13 protein-coding genes are annotated in these 15,724 nt (G+C 72.2%); 3 read left to right on the top strand and 10 right to left on the bottom strand.

The window, feature by feature from the left end; translation table 11 throughout:
- Positions 1–11 precede the first annotated feature (11 nt).
- Positions 12–1,490 carry a DMT family transporter gene (locus ACH4S8_RS01115; RefSeq protein ID WP_398389680.1) on the top strand — a complete coding sequence of 493 codons (1,479 nt, stop codon included), beginning with the start codon at positions 12–14 and terminating at the stop codon, positions 1,488–1,490.
- Here ACH4S8_RS01115 and ACH4S8_RS01110 read toward each other — a convergent pair.
- The gene (locus ACH4S8_RS01110; RefSeq protein ID WP_398389679.1) at positions 1,480–2,670 is read right to left on the bottom strand and encodes a transglycosylase family protein; all 1,191 of its coding nucleotides are present in this window, start codon (positions 2,668–2,670) and stop codon (positions 1,480–1,482) included. The two genes, ACH4S8_RS01115 and ACH4S8_RS01110, sit on opposite strands and share 11 nt — an antisense overlap.
- 498 nt (positions 2,671–3,168) lie before the next feature.
- On the opposite strand from ACH4S8_RS01110, the gene gndA reads away from it, so the two are divergent.
- Positions 3,169–4,608, top strand: a complete 1,440-nt coding sequence (gene gndA / locus ACH4S8_RS01105; protein WP_398389677.1) for an NADP-dependent phosphogluconate dehydrogenase — start codon at positions 3,169–3,171, stop codon at positions 4,606–4,608.
- A 911-nt stretch (positions 4,609–5,519) separates the two neighbouring features.
- Here gndA and ACH4S8_RS01100 read toward each other — a convergent pair.
- The 9 genes from ACH4S8_RS01100 to ACH4S8_RS01060 form a co-directional block, all read right to left on the bottom strand.
- Positions 5,520–6,242, bottom strand: coding sequence for an aspartate/glutamate racemase family protein (locus tag ACH4S8_RS01100; RefSeq protein ID WP_398389675.1), 723 nt, complete (start codon positions 6,240–6,242; stop codon positions 5,520–5,522).
- On the bottom strand, positions 6,242–6,586 hold the full coding sequence (locus tag ACH4S8_RS01095) for a GNAT family N-acetyltransferase (RefSeq protein ID WP_398389673.1): 345 nt from the start codon (positions 6,584–6,586) through the stop codon (positions 6,242–6,244). The genes ACH4S8_RS01100 and ACH4S8_RS01095 overlap by 1 nt, the downstream gene beginning before the upstream one ends.
- A gap of 60 nt (positions 6,587–6,646) precedes the next feature.
- Entirely contained in the window at positions 6,647–7,066 is a 420-nt protein-coding gene (panD, locus tag ACH4S8_RS01090; RefSeq protein ID WP_398389671.1) for an aspartate 1-decarboxylase, read from the bottom strand.
- 258 nt (positions 7,067–7,324) lie between these two features.
- On the bottom strand, positions 7,325–8,539 hold the full coding sequence (metC, locus tag ACH4S8_RS01085; RefSeq protein ID WP_398389670.1) for a cystathionine beta-lyase: 1,215 nt from the start codon (positions 8,537–8,539) through the stop codon (positions 7,325–7,327).
- Entirely contained in the window at positions 8,536–9,792 is a 1,257-nt protein-coding gene (locus tag ACH4S8_RS01080) for an MFS transporter (protein ID WP_398389668.1), read from the bottom strand. Before ACH4S8_RS01080 ends, metC begins: the two co-directional genes overlap by 4 nt.
- The gene (locus ACH4S8_RS01075) at positions 9,789–10,664 is read right to left on the bottom strand and encodes a sulfurtransferase (protein WP_398389667.1); all 876 of its coding nucleotides are present in this window, start codon (positions 10,662–10,664) and stop codon (positions 9,789–9,791) included. Before ACH4S8_RS01075 ends, ACH4S8_RS01080 begins: the two co-directional genes overlap by 4 nt.
- The gene (locus tag ACH4S8_RS01070; protein WP_398389665.1) at positions 10,661–11,878 is read right to left on the bottom strand and encodes an acetyl-CoA carboxylase biotin carboxylase subunit family protein; all 1,218 of its coding nucleotides are present in this window, start codon (positions 11,876–11,878) and stop codon (positions 10,661–10,663) included. The genes ACH4S8_RS01075 and ACH4S8_RS01070 overlap by 4 nt, the downstream gene beginning before the upstream one ends.
- Positions 11,879–11,897: 19 nt before the next feature.
- Positions 11,898–13,139 (bottom strand): radical SAM protein, encoded by a 1,242-nt coding sequence (locus ACH4S8_RS01065; protein WP_398389663.1) that lies wholly within the window; start codon positions 13,137–13,139, stop codon positions 11,898–11,900.
- Between the two features lie 99 nt (positions 13,140–13,238).
- Positions 13,239–14,459 (bottom strand): ATP-grasp domain-containing protein, encoded by a 1,221-nt coding sequence (locus ACH4S8_RS01060; RefSeq protein ID WP_398389661.1) that lies wholly within the window; start codon positions 14,457–14,459, stop codon positions 13,239–13,241.
- 760 nt (positions 14,460–15,219) lie between these two features.
- Here ACH4S8_RS01060 and ACH4S8_RS01055 point away from each other — a divergent pair.
- On the top strand, positions 15,220–15,648 hold the full coding sequence (locus ACH4S8_RS01055; protein ID WP_398389659.1) for a hypothetical protein: 429 nt from the start codon (positions 15,220–15,222) through the stop codon (positions 15,646–15,648).
- Positions 15,649–15,724: the final 76 nt, after the last annotated feature.

Here is a 15,724-nt window from a genome sequence, read left to right as displayed (position 1 = left end):
AGGAGGGACTCATGAGTGCCCTCGCTTTGTCCGTGGTGCTCTCGTTCGTCTCAGCCGTCGCGTACGCGGGCGGCGCGATCATCCAGGAGCGGGTCGCGGTGACCTCTCCCGGCCAGACCTACGCTCCCCTGCGCAGGCCGGGCTGGTGGGCGGCCGTCGCGCTGACCGGCCTGGGCGGGCTGCTGCACGTGGTCGCCCTCGCCTTCGGCCCGCTGAGCCTCGTACAGCCGCTCGGCGCGCTGACCATCGTCTTCGCGCTCCCGATGGCGGCCCTGTTCGTCGGCCGCCGGGCCGGAGCCGCCGCCTGGCGCGGCGCGATCATGGCCACCGTCGGTCTCGCGGGCCTGCTGTCCCTGGTCGGCGCGTCCGACGCGCAGTCCCTGAGCAATGCCCAGCGTCTGGCGCTGGGCGTGGTGTCGGGCGGCGCGGTCGCGGCCCTGATGACGGCCGGACGCGCGGCGCACCGGCACCCCGCGGTGCGCAGTGTGCTGCTCGCGGTCGCGGCGGGCGTCGCCTTCAGCATGTCCTCCGTGTTCACCAAGACCGTCGCGGTCGACTGGTCGCGGCACGTCTCGCTCGCCGACCTGTCGAGCCTCGCGGCCATCGGTGCCTTCGCGACGGCCGGCATGCTGATCTCGCAGGCCTCCTACCGAGGTGCCGGCCTGGAAGCGCCGCTGGCCACGCTGACGGTCGTGAACCCCGTCGTGGCGGCCGCCGTCGGCATCACGATGTTCGGCGAGACCTTCCGCTACGGAACGACCGGCACCACGCTCGCCCTGGTCTGCGGCGTCGTCGCGGCGGGCGGTCTGATCCTGCTCACCACCGAGCGCATCGGCTCCGAGCCCATCGGCACCGGGGGAACCGGCAGTCGCGACCGATCAGCGGCTCCCGTCCCCGAGCTCGCGGCCGTGCCGGAGGCGGACGCCGGGCAGCCGGCCGGGGAAGCGCACCGGGCGGCCGTCGCCGGCCCGGCTCCGGTCGCCGTCGCGGCCCCGTCCGAGCCGCTCCCCGAACCGGCCGTGTCGAAGCCGCGGCGTGCGGAGCCCGCCGTCCCGGTCGCCGCCGGTCTCGGCGTTCTCACGGAGGCCGAGGCCGCCGTGGCGGAGCTGCTGGCCGGGCTGCCCGCGGACGGCGCGGACGTGCTCGTACCGGCTGCGCAGCCCGGTGCCGGGAGCGTGCCGGGGCCCTCTCGGGCGGGCGGCGACAGCGTGTTCCCGTCGGCGGCTCCGCGGGCCACGGCCGGGGGTGCGTTCGCACCGGCTCCGGCCACGGTCGCCGCAGTGGCCGCTCCGGCCGCAGTCGCCGCAATAGCCGCTCCGGCCGCAGCAACCGCTCCGGTCACGGCCGCCGCGGTCCCGGCGATGGAGGTCGTCGCCGGACGGCACTCCGCGGCCTCGGAGGAGCAGGTGGCCTGCCTGACCGTCATGCTCGGTGTGCCCTACGTGCCGACGCCGTTCGTCAGCCACCACCGCACCCGAGTCAAATCCTGACGCCGCCGGCCCGGAGGTAGGCCACCGGGTCGATGTCGGATCCGAAGCCGGGCCCGGTCCGCACCTCGAAGTGCAGATGCGGGCCCGTGCTGTTGCCGGTGGAGCCCGAGCGGCCTATGCGCTGGCCGGACACCACGCTCTGCCCCGCCTTCACGGAGATCGCGGAGAGATGGCCGTACTGCGTGTAGCGGCCGTCGGCGTGCCGGATCACCACCTGGTAGCCGAACGATCCGCCCCAGCCCGCGCCGACCACGTGCCCGGCGGCGACCGCCGCGACGGAGGTGCCGGTCGGCACGGGGAAGTCGACGCCCGTGTGGTAGCCCTTCGACCAGTGGGAGCCGGTGGCGCGGTAGGGCGTTCCGGTCGCCGCGTGCACCGGGGCCACGAGTTCGTGCGTCCCCGTCCTGGCCGGGGCCGTCGCGTGCGAGGACGTCCTGCCGGCCGAGGCCTTCTTCGCCGGCGTCTTCTTCTCCGGCGCCCGGGGGTGCGTCTTCGGGGAACTCTTCGCCGGGGTGTGCGCGGGCGCCCTGGTCGCGCCGTCCAGGGTGAGCCGCTGGCCGGGCAGGATCAGGTCCGGATCGGAGCCGACGGTCGTACGGTTCGCGGCGTACAGCCCCTGCCAGCCGCCCTGGACGTGCCGGGAGCCGGCGATGCCGGACAGCGTGTCGCCGCGTACGACGGTGTACATCTCGGCGGTCCCCGCCCGCGACTGCGGTGTGGTCTGCGGCTTCACGTCCCGCACGGACCGCTGCTTCGCCGTCTGTGCCGCGGTCCCCTCCGGGCTGATGTCGGGGGTGCCACCGCCCCGGGTCAGCCCTCCGCGCACCGAGCACACCGGCCAGGCGCCGGGGCCCTGGCCCTTGAGCACCTTCTCGGCCACGGCGATCTGCTGGTCCCTGGTGGCGAGGTCCGCGCGCCGGGCGTAGGCCTGGCCGCCGTACGCCTCCCAGGTGGACCGGGTGAACTGCAGTCCGCCGTAGTAGCCGTTGCCGGTGTTGATGCTCCAGTTGCCGCTGGACTCGCAGGCGGCGACCTTGTTCCAGGTCCCGACGTCGGCCGCGTGGGCGCCCGTGGCCCCGACCAGCGGGAGCGCGATCCCTGCGCCGCCCGCCGTGACGGTGAGTGAGGCGCGGTTGATCCTGTTCGGCTGATACCGGCGGTGCCGACCGCGTACGGCCATGAGGGAGCCCCCTAGACATGCGTCAGGAGCGGCAAAAGTAAGCGCTGGGAACAGGACGGGACAAGACGGCAACCGGTCGCTCGGAAAAGGCGGTTGACCGGACCCCGGCCTGCCGCCCGAGTGGACGCGCTCCGCACGGCGGGTGACCGGACGGGCCCGGGACCGGGGTGCGCCGCCCGCCGCTCCGCAGCCCTCCGACATCGGGTTCCCGCGGCCGGCGACGGGCGTCCGGCCCGTTCGCCGGACCCGGCCGCGCCACGGCGGGGGCCGTGCGCGGGCCTGCGGGCACGGCCGCCGTCGGCGGCCCGCGCCGCCCGGCCTGTCCGAAATCCGCCCCCGCGACGCGGGGTCGTTCTTCTGCGTGGACACCTGCGACACGTCAGGATGGCCTGGGGCAATACTGGCGAGCAGCACGTACGAGCACGACCGGTGGCACCGGTACCGGAACATTTCCCGTACCGGCCAACGGACTTACCGCACTTCTTAGGAGCCAACCGAATGAGCACTTCAGCCCAGATCGGCGTCACGGGTCTCGCGGTCATGGGGCGCAATCTCGCCCGCAACTTCGCCCGCAACGGTTACGCGGTCGCCGTGCACAACCGCACCGTGGCGAAGACGAACGCGCTGGTGGAGGAGTTCGGCCACGAGGGCACGTTCGTGGCGGCCGAGACCGCGAAGGAGTTCGTGGCGGCGCTGGAGCGGCCCCGGCGTCTGGTGATCATGGTGAAGGCGGGCGAGCCGACCGACGCGGTGATCCAGGAGTTCGCCCCGCTCCTGGAGCCCGGCGACATGATCATCGACGGCGGCAACGCGCATTTCGCGGACACCCGGCGCCGTGAGCGGGCGCTGCGCGAGCAGGGCATCCACTTCGTCGGCACGGGTGTGTCCGGCGGCGAGGAGGGCGCGCTGAACGGGCCGAGCATCATGCCGGGCGGCTCGGTCGAGTCGTACGCCTCGCTCGGTCCGATGCTGGAGAAGATCTCCGCGAAGGCGGCCGACGGGGCGCCGTGCGTCACGCATGTGGGTCCCGACGGCGCCGGGCACTTCGTGAAGATGGTCCACAACGGCATCGAGTACGCCGACATGCAGCTCATCGGCGAGGCCTACCAGCTGCTCCGCGATGTCGCCGGGTACTCCCCCGCGCAGATCGCGGACATCTTCCGCACGTGGAACACCGGCCGGCTCGACTCGTATCTGATCGAGATCACCGCCGAGGTGCTGTCGCACGTCGACGCGGCGACGGGCAAGCCGTTCGTGGACGTGGTCCAGGACCGGGCCGAGCAGAAGGGCACGGGCCGCTGGACCGTGCAGATCGCACTGGACCTGGGGGTGCCGGTGTCCGGTATCGCCGAGGCGGTGTTCGCCCGCTCGCTGTCGGGGCACGCGGACCTGCGCGCCGCCTCGCGCGGCCTCGCCGGTCCGACGGCGCAGAAGCTCGACGAGTCCGAGGCCGCGGCCTTCGCGGACCGGGTCGAGCAGGCGCTGTACGCGTCGAAGATCGTCTCGTACACGCAGGGATTCCACGAGATCACCGCGGGCAGCGACGAATACGACTGGAACATCGACCTCGGTTCCGTCGCCTCGATCTGGCGCGGCGGCTGCATCATCCGGGCGGCCTTCCTCGACCGTATCCGTGCCGCCTACGACGCCCGGCCCGATCTGCCGAGCCTGCTGTCGGACGAGACGTTCGCCCAGGAGATCGCGGCGGCCCAGGACGACTGGCGCGAGGTCCTCGTCGCCGCGACCCGCCAGGGCGTGCCCACACCCGGCTTCTCGGCGGCCCTCGCCTACTACGACGCCCTGCGCGCCGAGCGCCTGCCGGCCGCGCTCACCCAGGGGCAGCGGGACTTCTTCGGAGCGCACACCTACCGCAGGACGGACCGCGAGGGGTCGTTCCACACGCTGTGGGGCGGCGACCGGTCGGAGGTCGAGGCATAGCGGTCGCCCCGCGGGGCCGCCACCGGGCGGCCCGGGTGCCGTACCCCCGCCGAAGCCGTCACGTTCCCGGAACGGGACTCGTGACGGCTTCGGCGCACTCACAGCGCCACGTGCCCGGCGGGGCCGGCTCCGCCGGGGCTGGCCCCACCGGGCGGCGAACAGTTCCAGGTGTGCGCAGTCGGGGCAGCGGAAGGCGTCGATCTGCCGGCGCGGCCGGCCCATCAGCTCGGCACCACCGAGCGGGCCCCGCTCGAGCATGCCCTCGACCCACCGCGCGAACCCGCGAGCGCCTTGCCCCGGGTCCTCGACGAAGCCCGGTTCCAGCCCGACGGCACCGCACTGGGTGCACCCCGTATGTCGTTCACACGCGAGAGTGCATGGAAACCGTCCGGGGCCCTGGTGACCGGGGCGATCGGTCCGCTGCGCCCGTCAGGACAGCGGCTCCGGCCGGGGCTGGGGCTCCGGCACCGGGTCGGGGCCCGGCGGCTTCGGGATCGGGGACGGGGACGGTACGGGCTCCGGACCGGGTACGGGTGCGGGACCGGGTACCGGATCGGGCCCGCCCGGGTTCGGGCCCGGGGCGGGACCGGGTGCCGGTCCCGGCGCGGGGTCGGGGCCGCCCGGATTCGGCACCGGATCGGGGAAGGGTGACGGCCCCGGGGGTTCGGGGCGCGGTCCGGGGGTGGGTCCCGGCGGCACGGGGTCGGGATACGGGTGTGTCATGACGGTCCTCCAGCCAGTCGGTACGTCGGCCCTCTGGACTTGTCTCCCGCGTACCCGGCACCCGAGCCCCCACTCACTCCGTCGCAGGGGAGGCAGCCCCCGGGTGGCCCAGTCCCGGTCGCGCCGGCGGCACCGCCGGGGGACGCCCGAGGCCGGGTCCGGCCCTGCCCGGGCCACCGGCCGGGACGCTACCCGGCGTGCACCGCGCGGGCCGCGTCCGCCGCGGCGGCGAGCCCGGGGCGGGGGCTGGACAGCACCGGCACCGGGGTCGTGGTGAGCCGCTCGGCCGGGGTCATGGACGCCTGGGCGAGGACGATGGCATCGGCGTCGGCGACCGCGTCGGCCGCGTCGGCCACCACGCGGGCGCAGCCGTCCGTGTCACCCGCCTCGAACAGCGCCCACGCGTGCTCGACCAGGGCCGTACGGACCTCGATGGGGCGACCCGCACGGCGGGCCTCCTCCTCGACCAGGGCGACGGTCGGTTCCAGCGTGCTCGCCACCGTCGCGAGGACGACGACCCGGGGTCCCGCGGCCACCGCGGCGGCGGCCATCGGACGGTCCACGCGGAGCACGGGCACCTCGGCACCGGACCGTTCGGCGACCGCGCCGATGGTCGAGCAGGTGCACAGGACGACCCGGGCACCGTCGGCGACGGCCCCGGCCAGCAGCGCCCGCACCTCGCCGGCCACCGCTTCGGGCCCCTCGCGCCGGGCTCTCGCGAGCAGTTCCTCGTCGACCAGGTGACGCAGTTCCAGACCCGGGTGATCCGCGTCCCGCAGGGCCTCGAAGACGGGGACATGCGCCGGTGAGGTGTGCAGCAGGGCGACCGGTCCGGACCGGGGCGGAAGCTGCCCCGGATCCGGGGCGGAAGCGGGAACCGGGGCCGGGGCGGGAGCGGGAACCGGGGCCATCAGAAGCGTCCCGGATGCGCCTTGAGCCACTCCGTCGCGGCGTTCAGCAGCTCCGGGTCGGCCGCCGGGGCCTCCTCGGGGTGCCGCTCGGCCCACCTCACGACGTACGGGCAGAGCGGGGCCACGACGACACCCTCGCGGGCGGCGATGCCGTACAGCTCGCGGGCGAGGGAGCCGGCGATGCCCTTGCCCTCGTGCTCCGGCTCCACGACGGTGTGCACCGGGACGAGGGCCCGCGCGGGCTCCTCCAGGACGAAGTACTCGATGTGTCCGACCACTTGGCCGTCGGCGAAGGCTTCGAGACGTCCGGCCGGCCGGTCGTCGCGGATCTCGATGTCGCTCACGGGCACTCCTCGGTCCTCGGTCCTGGATCCTGGGGTCCTGCGTTGCGGCCGCCCCGCCGCTCAGACGGTGACGGCCTGCGGGCTGCGCTCCTGGTCCGAGCCCGGTACCGGCTCGGACGGGTCGGTGCCGAGGGACACGATCCGGTTGTCGCGGTCCACGTGCACGACCCGCGGCCGCAGCGCGCGCGCCTCGGCGTCGGCGACCTGAGCGTAACTGATGATGATCACCAGGTCACCGGGGTGCACGAGATGGGCCGCCGCTCCGTTGATCCCGACGACCCCCGACCCGCGCTCCCCCTCGATGACGTACGTCTCCAGGCGGGCGCCGTTGGTGATGTCGACGATGTGGACGAGTTCGCCGGGCAGCAGGTCCGCGGCGTCGAGCAGATCGGCGTCGATGGTCACGGATCCGACGTAGTGCAGGTCGGCCTGGGTGACCGTGGCACGGTGGATCTTGGACTTGAACATAGTGCGAAACACGAAAAAACTCCCGATTCGTCCTGCTCCCTGCCTGCTTTTGCGGGTCAAGGGCCGTCTCCGGAGACTACTATCGCCGCGCCTGTCCGGTCAGCTGCCGCCAGGTGTTCGAAGGCCCACACCGCCCCGCTGTTGACCTTTTTGCGCCACATCGAGGTCTCGGCTCGGCAGACCGCGGTGGCACCGCCCGGCACACCACCGAAGAGTCCGGCTCCGCCGCTCACACGGCGGAGCCGGCACCCCGGGATCTTCATGAGTCCTCTAGGCGATGCGGTGCGGGACGCGTCCGCGGAGCAGGACCTCGAAGCCCGCCCTCAGGTCCTGCTTCAGGTCGGCCAGTGCCTCGAGGCCGACGTGCACCCGGATCAGGGGGCCCCGGCCCGCCCATGTCCCGGGCAGGCGCCGGGAGACGGGGTCGGCGGGGACGATCAGGCTCTCGTAGCCGCCGTAGCTGTGACCGAGCCCGAAGAGGCGCAGGTGATCCAGCATCGCGTCGATGTCCGGTTTCCCGAAGACCGGATCGAGTTCCACCCCGAACAGGCCGGCCGCGCCGGTGAAGTCGCGGCGCCACAGATCGTGGCCGGGGTCCCCGGGCAGACCGGGGTGCAGGACTGCCGCCACACCTTCCCGTCCCGCGATCCAGCGGGCCAGTTCCAGGCCTTGTTCCTGGTGGCGGGCCAGACGCACGCCGAGGGTGCGCAGTCCGCGCAGGCCCAGGTAGGTGTCGTCGGCGCTCGCGCACTGGCCGAGCCGCATCGCCGCGCCCCGGACCAACGGGTAGCTCTCCTCGGTGCAGACCACCGCCCCGAGGATGCTGTCCGCGTGCCCCGTCAGGTACTTGGTCGCGGAGTGCACCACCGCGTCCACGCCCGCGCCCAGTGCCAGCGGGCGGTGGAACATGGGCGTGGCCCAGGTGTTGTCCGCGATGGTGGCCACCCCGCGGGCCCGGCAGACGGCGGTGAGCGCCGGGACGTCCTGCACCTCGAAGGTCGTGGAGCCCGGGGACTCGAGGTACAGCAGCCGTGTTCGCGGGCGGATCAGCCGGGCGATCGCGGCGCCGTCCGCGGTCGGGCTGTAGTACTCGGTCTCCACGCCCAGCACGGCGAGCGAGTCGCAGAACTTCCGCGTCGGCAGATACACCGAGTCGCTGACGAGGATGTGGTCGCCGGCCCGGACGTACGCGAGGATCGTCGTGGTGATCGCCGAGAGACCGGAGCACGTCACCACCGCGGCGTGGCCGCCCTCCAGCTCGGTCAGCGCCTCCTCGAAGGCGCGGCTGGTGGGCGTGCCGAAACGTCCGTAGACCGGACCGCCCCGCTTGAGCGGGTCGGCCTGGGAGGCGTCCATCTCGGCCACGTCCCGGTAGAGGACCGTGGAGGCGTGGTGCACGGGCGGGTTGACGTAGCCGCCCTGCCGGCGCGGGTCCGAACCGGCGTGCACGTACCGTGTCTCCGGCGAGTCGAGGGGCTCCTTCACCGGCCCACCACCGCTTCGGGCAGCGGGGGTTCGGGCACCGCGGGCCGCCGGTGGCGGCCCAGCGCCAGGGCGAGCAGCGCCGCGATCGCGCACTGAGCCCCCACCACCAGCCAGAACGTGCCCAGTTGACCGCCGGACCTGTAGTGGGCGAAGACGAATCCGCCGACGACACCGGCGAGGAGTCCGCCGACACCGCCCGTGAGCCGCTGCACACCGAAGGCGAACGCGGCGTTGCGCGGCAGGAGTTCGACGAGTTCCAGGTCGCAGCGGAGGAAGAGGAAGATCTCGCCCATGGTGAACAGCGCGGTGCCGGTCAGCAGGGCCGGGGTGCCGCCGAGGGACATGACCGCCATGCCCGCCGCCATCACGGTGAACGAACCGGCCATCAGCAGGCGGTAGTCGGCCCGCGCGATACGGTCGGCGAGCACCGGCTGGAACACCACCACCATGGCGCAGTTGAGCAGCATCACCCAGCCCAGCGCCCGGATGTCGGACACCCCGGCCGCGTACAGGCCCATGAAGCTCTGGAAGAAGAAGTACAGGTAGTAGGCGAGGGCGGTGAACAGGACCGGCCGCAGCGCTCCCCGCAGCGCCGCCCACTTCCCGGTGGGCCCTTCCTCCCCCGCCGGCTCCGCGGCCGGCCGGCGTTCGGCCGGCTTCAGGGTGACCTGGTGGGCCGCGGTGATCAGCGCGAAGAGCCCGGCGAGACCGATGAGCAGCGCCATCGGGTCGGCGTCGACCAGCAGCGCGGCCAGCAACGGGCCGAGGCCCATACCGGCGTTGAGCGCGGCGCTGCTCACCCCGAGGAACAGCGGGCGCAGGTCGTCGGAGACGCTGGTGACGATGTACGCCTTGTTCGCCGGGAGGTACAGCGCCGGGCCGGCCGCCACGAGGACGACGGCCGGGTACGCCGCCCAGGGCACCTTGACGGCTGCCCCGAGCATCACCAGTCCGGCCGTGCGCAGGGTGAGCGCGAACACCATCGTCCGCTTGAGCCCGAGCCGGTCCACGACCGCGCCGCCCAGGATGCTGCCGCCGAACTGGATGAAGGTGGCCACCGCCACCAGTACCCCGGCCACCCGGACGTCCAGGTGGACGGTCTCGACCATGAGCACCCCGATGAACGGGGTGACCATGTAACTGCCCAGCGCGACGACGAACGACAGGACGATCAGTGCCTTGAGCGCGGACGGCAGACCGGTGAACGTCCGGTACTTCGCGGCGAGTCCGCCGCCGAGACGCCCCCCGCTCACGGTGAATCGCCCTCGCCGGTGGCCACCGGGCGCTCCGAGGGCAGGCCCCACTCGCTCCACGATCCGTCGTACACGGCGAGTTCGCGGTAGCCGGCCAGGGTGGCGCCGAGCGCGAGGACGCAGGCGGTGACCCCGGAGCCGCAGCTGAAGTACAGCTGCTCCCGGTCCCCGGCCGCCGCCTCGAACACCGTACGCAGCTCGTCCGCCGGACGCATCGCCCCGCCGTCGCACTGGAGTTCACCGAAGGGCAGGCTGACGGAGCCCGGCATGTGGCCGCCGCGCAGGCCCGGGCGGGGTTCCGGGGCGGTGCCCGCGTAACGCTCCCGGGTTCGTGCGTCGAGTACGGCGGCACGCGGGTCGGCGAGGGCGGCGGCGACGGTGTCGGCGTCCACGATCAGGCCGGACCGGGGCCGGGCGGTGAACGTGCCGCGCGGGCCGTCGTACGCGGCGGGCCCGGCTTCGACCGGGTGACCGGCCGCGGTCCAGGCGGGCAGTCCGCCGTCGAGTACGGCGACCCGGTCGAAGCCCATGGCACGCAGCATCCACCAGGCGCGGGCGCTGGAGTAGACGCCCTGGGCGTCGTAGACGACGACCGTGTCGGTGTCGCGCACGCCGAGTGCGCGCAGCGCCTCGGTCAGCTCCTCGGCGCCGGGCATGGTGTGCGGCACCGCGGAGGTGTGGTCGGAGAGGTCCCCGTCGAGGTCGAAGGGGCGGGCTCCGGGGATGTGCGGGGCGCCGCCCCGGCGGGCGCCGACGGAGGCGTCGAAGAGGACCAGACCCTCCTGTCCGAGCCGCCCGGCCACCCAGTCCGCCGCGACGAGCGGGCCGGGCACGCCGACGGCGTCGATTCCAGGGGGTGTTGGGGCGCTCATGCGATACCTCCGGAGGACCGGGCGGGCCGCCACCGGGAGTTGTCGGAGAACCAGCCCGCCACACGTTCGAGATTGGCGGCCACATCCTCCTCGCTGTCCCCGTCGACCACATAACCGGCCAGGAACAGACCGGACTTCACCCCGCCGTGGAACTCCTGGCCGACCGCCCCGGTGAACATCTCCTCGCGGACGCACCCGGGCCGTCCGGCCTCGGGGGGAAGCTGCTCCAGCACCCCGTTCCGCGGCGGGATGCACAGGGCCCCGGCGGGCCGGTACCGGGAGGTGTCCACCGTCGAGGGCAGACCGCACTCGGCGTACAGCCACTCCTTGTCCAGGTCGATCCCGAAGGCGTGCCGGACCATCGCGCTGATCATGCCCCCGCCGGTACGGCTGGCGATCTCGCAGAAGACCAGCCGGTCGTCCGGCGTGATCCAGAACTCTGCGTGGAACGCGGTCTGCGGCGGTGTCGGCAGCTCGGCCAAGACCGCCCGCGCCGCCTTGACCAGCCGGTCGTACAGCGGGTCCTGGGGGGTGAGCGGCAGGTTGGCCACCCAGTCGTTGCTCCGGAACGACAGGCAGTCGTTGAGGTAGCGGAAGGGGTGGACGAAGACGACCTCGCCGCCGGCCACCAGCCCGTCCACGTGGTACATCTGCCCGGGTACGAACACCTCGATCTCGCTGACGCCCTGCCACGGCCTGGCCAGGTAGGCGTCCAGCTCGGCCTCGTCGCGGACGATCGCCGCGCCCAGCGAGCCCGACTCGGACACCGGTTTGATCACGACCGGGTAGCCGTGCTCGGCGACGAAGTCCAGCACGGTGTAGGCGGAGTCGATCCGGCGGTAGGCCGGGACGTCGACGGGTCCGCCCGCGAGATGGTCCTTCATGACGACCTTGTCGCGGAAGGCCAGCGCGCTCGCGGTGTGCTGGCCCGGCATGCCGAGCAGTTCCCGCAACCGCGCGGCCCTTACGACGTCGGCCTCGGCCCGGGCGAAGACCGCCTCGACCGCGAACGCCCGGGCCAGCCGCAGCGCGGTCTTCTCGACCAGTTGGTTGGTGTCGTACGCGTCGAAGGCGTGCACGTGCGGGAGATGGGCGTAACCCTGCGCGAACTCGGACGTGGTCACGATGACCGGGACGATCCCCGAGCCGGCCAGCCAGCGGTCGTACGGGGTCTTGGCGTAGGGCGTCTTGGCGAAGACGAGGATGTGGCGCATTGCGGGGTCTTCTCTCGGTTCAGGACGCGGACTCGACGAGGAGCGGCAGCCGACGCCGCTCGGGAACCCGGGAGATCAGGCCGAGTTCCTCGGACAGTTCGGTGGCGAAGCAGCCGTCCTTGTACGTGCCGGCCATCCGCTTGGCGGTGAACGCCTCGATCTCGTCGTGGTCGAACTCCACGTCGTACGTGGTGCCTTCGGCGGTGACGGTGCGGGTCAGGACGCCGAGGTGCGGCTCGAAGGTGTTGACGCAGCCCACGATGTCGCCGATCTTCTCGCGGCGGCCCTCGGGTCCTTCGGAGAGGACCTCCTCCGGCGCGGGAATGGCGGCGAAGAGCTGACGGCCGGCCCGGCACCAGCCGACGTGGCCGGGGAAGCCCATGGCCTTGATGCCGAACGTGCCGAAGTCCTCGCTGACGCCGAGCTGGAACTGGAGCGGGACCGTCTCGTGGAGCCACTTGAAGTCGCGGTAGGCCTGCTCGACCTCCTCACGGCTCAGGCGCAGTTCGGGGTGGCGGTTGCCGTGGTCGGTGAAGTTGTTGAACCGGACGGTGGCCACGCCCAGCTTGTTGAAGTAGTGGGCGTAGCGCTCCAGGGAGGTGCGGCCGTGGTTGTGGCGGCCGACGGTGACGCCGATGTTGACGCGGAAGGCGTCCTCGGCGGCGACTCCCTTGTTGTACTCGCCGATGCGGCGCAGCACCTCCTCGGTGTCCGCGCCGGAGAAGACGCCCTTGATGGGGTACGTCTTGTGGTCGGTGACGTCGAGGTTCTCGTCGATCACGCCGTGGTAGGTGATGGAGATGGTGCCGTAGCCGTTTTCCACCGCCCGGTCGAGGAGTTTCCGCCAGTTGTCGGCGAGCAGGGGGCGGCCGCTGGTCCAGGCGTCGCCCTTCTCCATCGTCGCGGTCGGCGTGTGGTCCAACTCCTGGCGGAACTCACGGTTGTTGGCCGGTCCGTAGAGGTTCATGAACTCGCCGTCGTAGGCGAAGCTGTCCACGTAGCGGGGATAGACGTGGTACCCGTGCGACTGCAGGCCCTCCAGGATGCGGGGGCCTTCCTCCATGGCGAAGGACTTGTCGTAGACCTTTTCGTAGTTGACGAACCAGCAGTGCGCGCACTTCTGGCCACAGGTGTTCTTGCCGACCTTGGTGTCGAGGTCGAGGTAGATGTGGATGTCGTCGGGCTTGATGTCCTTGAAGGGCGTGGAGAACGGGACATCGCCATGGAAATCATAGGAAACCGGCGCGTTCTGAACAGACATGTGACCCCCGGGTGTGGTGTTGTCGTCAGGAATGAGGCACAAAAAATGGGACCGAGCGGGAATTGACCGGAGGACACGGAACCGCGGCGCGGTTCCGTGTCAGAGCTGCGGCTCGGGCACGGTGGTGACCACGGGCCGGGCGGTGAGTTCCGCGACGGCCGCCGCACAGGCTTCGGTGCCGGCCGCGGTCAGGACGGCCATGCCGAGCCGGTCGGCGGAGGAACGCAACGGGCGGGCCTCGTCGCCGGGCCGGACGGAGAGGTCCCAGGCATGGATCCGCCCGTGGGCGAGGGTCGGCGGCGGCGCGACGGCCGTCACGCGCCCGGGCGGGGCGGTGAGGAAGACGGTGGCGGCCGCGGCCGCCGCGGCGGGGCTCCGGTGGACCTCCGCACCGATCGCCCAGCCGAGGGCGGCGCGCCGCCACTCGACTCCGGTGGTGAGCTGGACCAGGTCCGCGATGCCGTCGCCGCCGAGCCGGGTGTGGGTCTCGATCACGACGATCTTGTCGCCGTCGACCATGATCTCGGTGTGACCGGGGCCGTCGGTGAGCCCGAGGACGTCGAGCAGTTCGCCGACCGCCCGGGCGACCAGTTCCTGGCGGTGCGGGTCCAGGGAGGGCGGCGGCATCATGTGGCTGACCTCGACGAAGCCGTCCGCGGTGCCCTTCTCGGCGATGCCGATGACGGTGTGCCGTCCGCCCCTGGAGAGGGTCTCGACGCTGAACTCCCGCCCCTCGGCGAACTGTTCCAGCAGGGTGGCGGCCGTACGGCGGTCCGCCGGGAGCGCGTCGACGCTTTCCACCAGGGCGATGGAGGCGCTGCCGACCCCGTCGACCGGCTTGGCGATGGCCTGCCCGTAGGCGGCGAACAACCGGTCCACCGCCTCGGCGTCGTCACCCGCCGCGAAGGCCGGGTTCAGATGCGGTGCCCGGCGTTCCAGGATCCGCCGCATGGCGAGTTTGTCGCGGGTGGCGTGGACGACGGCCGGGTCGACGCCGGTGACACGGAGCCGGCGGGCGGCCAGCGCGGCCGGCTCCAGGCCGAACTCGGTGAGCGAGACGACGGCGGTGGGCCGCAGGGGCCGCAGCACCTCGTCGGTGAAGGCCAGGAAGGCGGGCAGGTCCCGGAAGTCGGCCGTCAGGACCCGGGTGCCCGGGTCGAGGGCGGGGGCGCCCGGTAACTGGACGTGGATCAGCTCGCCGGGCAGGGACGCCGCCGCCCTCGCCACGGTCGGGTTGGCGCCGACGATCACGAGAACGGAGACGTCGCCCGTGTTCCCCGGACAGTCCTCGTCCGGCCCGCCCGTACTCACTGCGTCCACTTTTCCTCCCCCGTCCCGCGTCGACTGCTCGTTCGACCGACGCGGTCGGGCAAGACAATCGCAAGCGTTCTCAAAGGATGTCAACAGGCTTACGCACAGTGACAATTGACCCTCGCGACCCGACCTGACCTGGCAATCGCCCGCATTCACAGGGCGCGCTTGACAACTCGCACGGCCGATGGGACGAACCGCGTTCGTCCACGCACGGACACCCCGCCATGCCATTCCGGCCAAGTTTTCGACTGCTTGGAAACATTGCGTTCATAAAACAGCAGCACGACGTGCCGGTCGTCGGCGGTTTTTGGTCAACTACCGAGCGAGGGGTGCCACTCGGCGGCGATCCGGGGGAGCGGGCCAGGGTGGCGACAACGCCGGCCACTGCCCGCGCACCTGGGCAGGCGTCCGCGTGGAAGGGCGGGCAGGACTTCGCCATGGCCGGCCGGACAGCCGGTCCGGCCGTCGTGGTGGATCGCGATGACGGCGCGACTGCTCCAGGGCCGGCACGGCAGGCCGAGCCGGTAGGTGATCCCCGCCCGTGCGGAGGTCGCCGCGTGCTCGGGGCGCTCGGTGCAGAGCGCGCACGTGCGCCGGCCCCTGCTCGCGCGTTGTAGCATCGAACCGAGACCGATGATGTTCGCGAGGTCTTCCTCGAAGACCTCGTCGACGGCGTGACCGAACCCCTTCGAGTCGGCCGACCGTCAGGCCCTCGGGCTCTGCGTGGTAGCCGAAGTCGCAGAGCGAGAAATCCGCGCAGGAGGTCATGTCGATTCTCGACGAGGGCCTCGTCGCCGTCGAGTCGGGCTTCGATCTTGTCGCCTCGAACGTCCGGCGATCAGGACACCCGGCTGTCGCCGACGGACCGGTCGCCGACGCCGCACCACGCGACACCGCGGGCGGACAACGGAGGCCGTGGCAACCGGTACACGCCTTTCCCGATCACTTCAAGATCAACACATGGAATTTTCCCTCGCCCGTCACCCGAAGGGAAAGGGCGCCCCGATTCGGACATGCCGCACCGGAGAAAGTTCCTCATTCACCTATTGGCGTTTCGGTGATGCGTGAGGGGGGTGAACGGAACGGCACCACCAAGGAATTGATCCGGTTTCCGGCGCCCCTTCCGGCGTCCGCGGTTGACCGAATCAATACGCCCGCGCGTCGCCCCACTGGTTCAACATTGACCAGCCAGTAACAACAGGACTACCTTTCAACGCGTTTCGAGCAGGCTTTTCTCATCGGTGTTCCCGGGTTGTCCCAGATCCCGCTGG

Origin of the sequence: Streptomyces sp. NPDC021080 (assembly GCF_044333225.1) — a bacterium.
GTDB lineage: Bacteria > Actinomycetota > Actinomycetes > Streptomycetales > Streptomycetaceae > Streptomyces.
This window is presented reverse-complemented; position numbering and strand designations above follow the sequence as displayed.

Coding starts and splice junctions, on each gene's coding strand:
- ACH4S8_RS01115 (WP_398389680.1), top strand. CDS start 12: ATGAGTGCCCTCGCTTTGTCCGTGGTGCTCTCGTTCGTCTCAGCCGTC.
- ACH4S8_RS01110 (WP_398389679.1), bottom strand. CDS start 2,670: ATGGCCGTACGCGGTCGGCACCGCCGGTATCAGCCGAACAGGATCAAC.
- gndA (WP_398389677.1), top strand. CDS start 3,169: ATGAGCACTTCAGCCCAGATCGGCGTCACGGGTCTCGCGGTCATGGGG.
- ACH4S8_RS01100 (WP_398389675.1), bottom strand. CDS start 6,242: ATGGCCCCGGTTCCCGCTCCCGCCCCGGCCCCGGTTCCCGCTTCCGCC.
- ACH4S8_RS01075 (WP_398389667.1), bottom strand. CDS start 10,664: ATGAGCGCCCCAACACCCCCTGGAATCGACGCCGTCGGCGTGCCCGGC.
- ACH4S8_RS01070 (WP_398389665.1), bottom strand. CDS start 11,878: ATGCGCCACATCCTCGTCTTCGCCAAGACGCCCTACGCCAAGACCCCG.
- ACH4S8_RS01065 (WP_398389663.1), bottom strand. CDS start 13,139: ATGTCTGTTCAGAACGCGCCGGTTTCCTATGATTTCCATGGCGATGTC.
- ACH4S8_RS01055 (WP_398389659.1), top strand. CDS start 15,220: ATGTCGATTCTCGACGAGGGCCTCGTCGCCGTCGAGTCGGGCTTCGAT.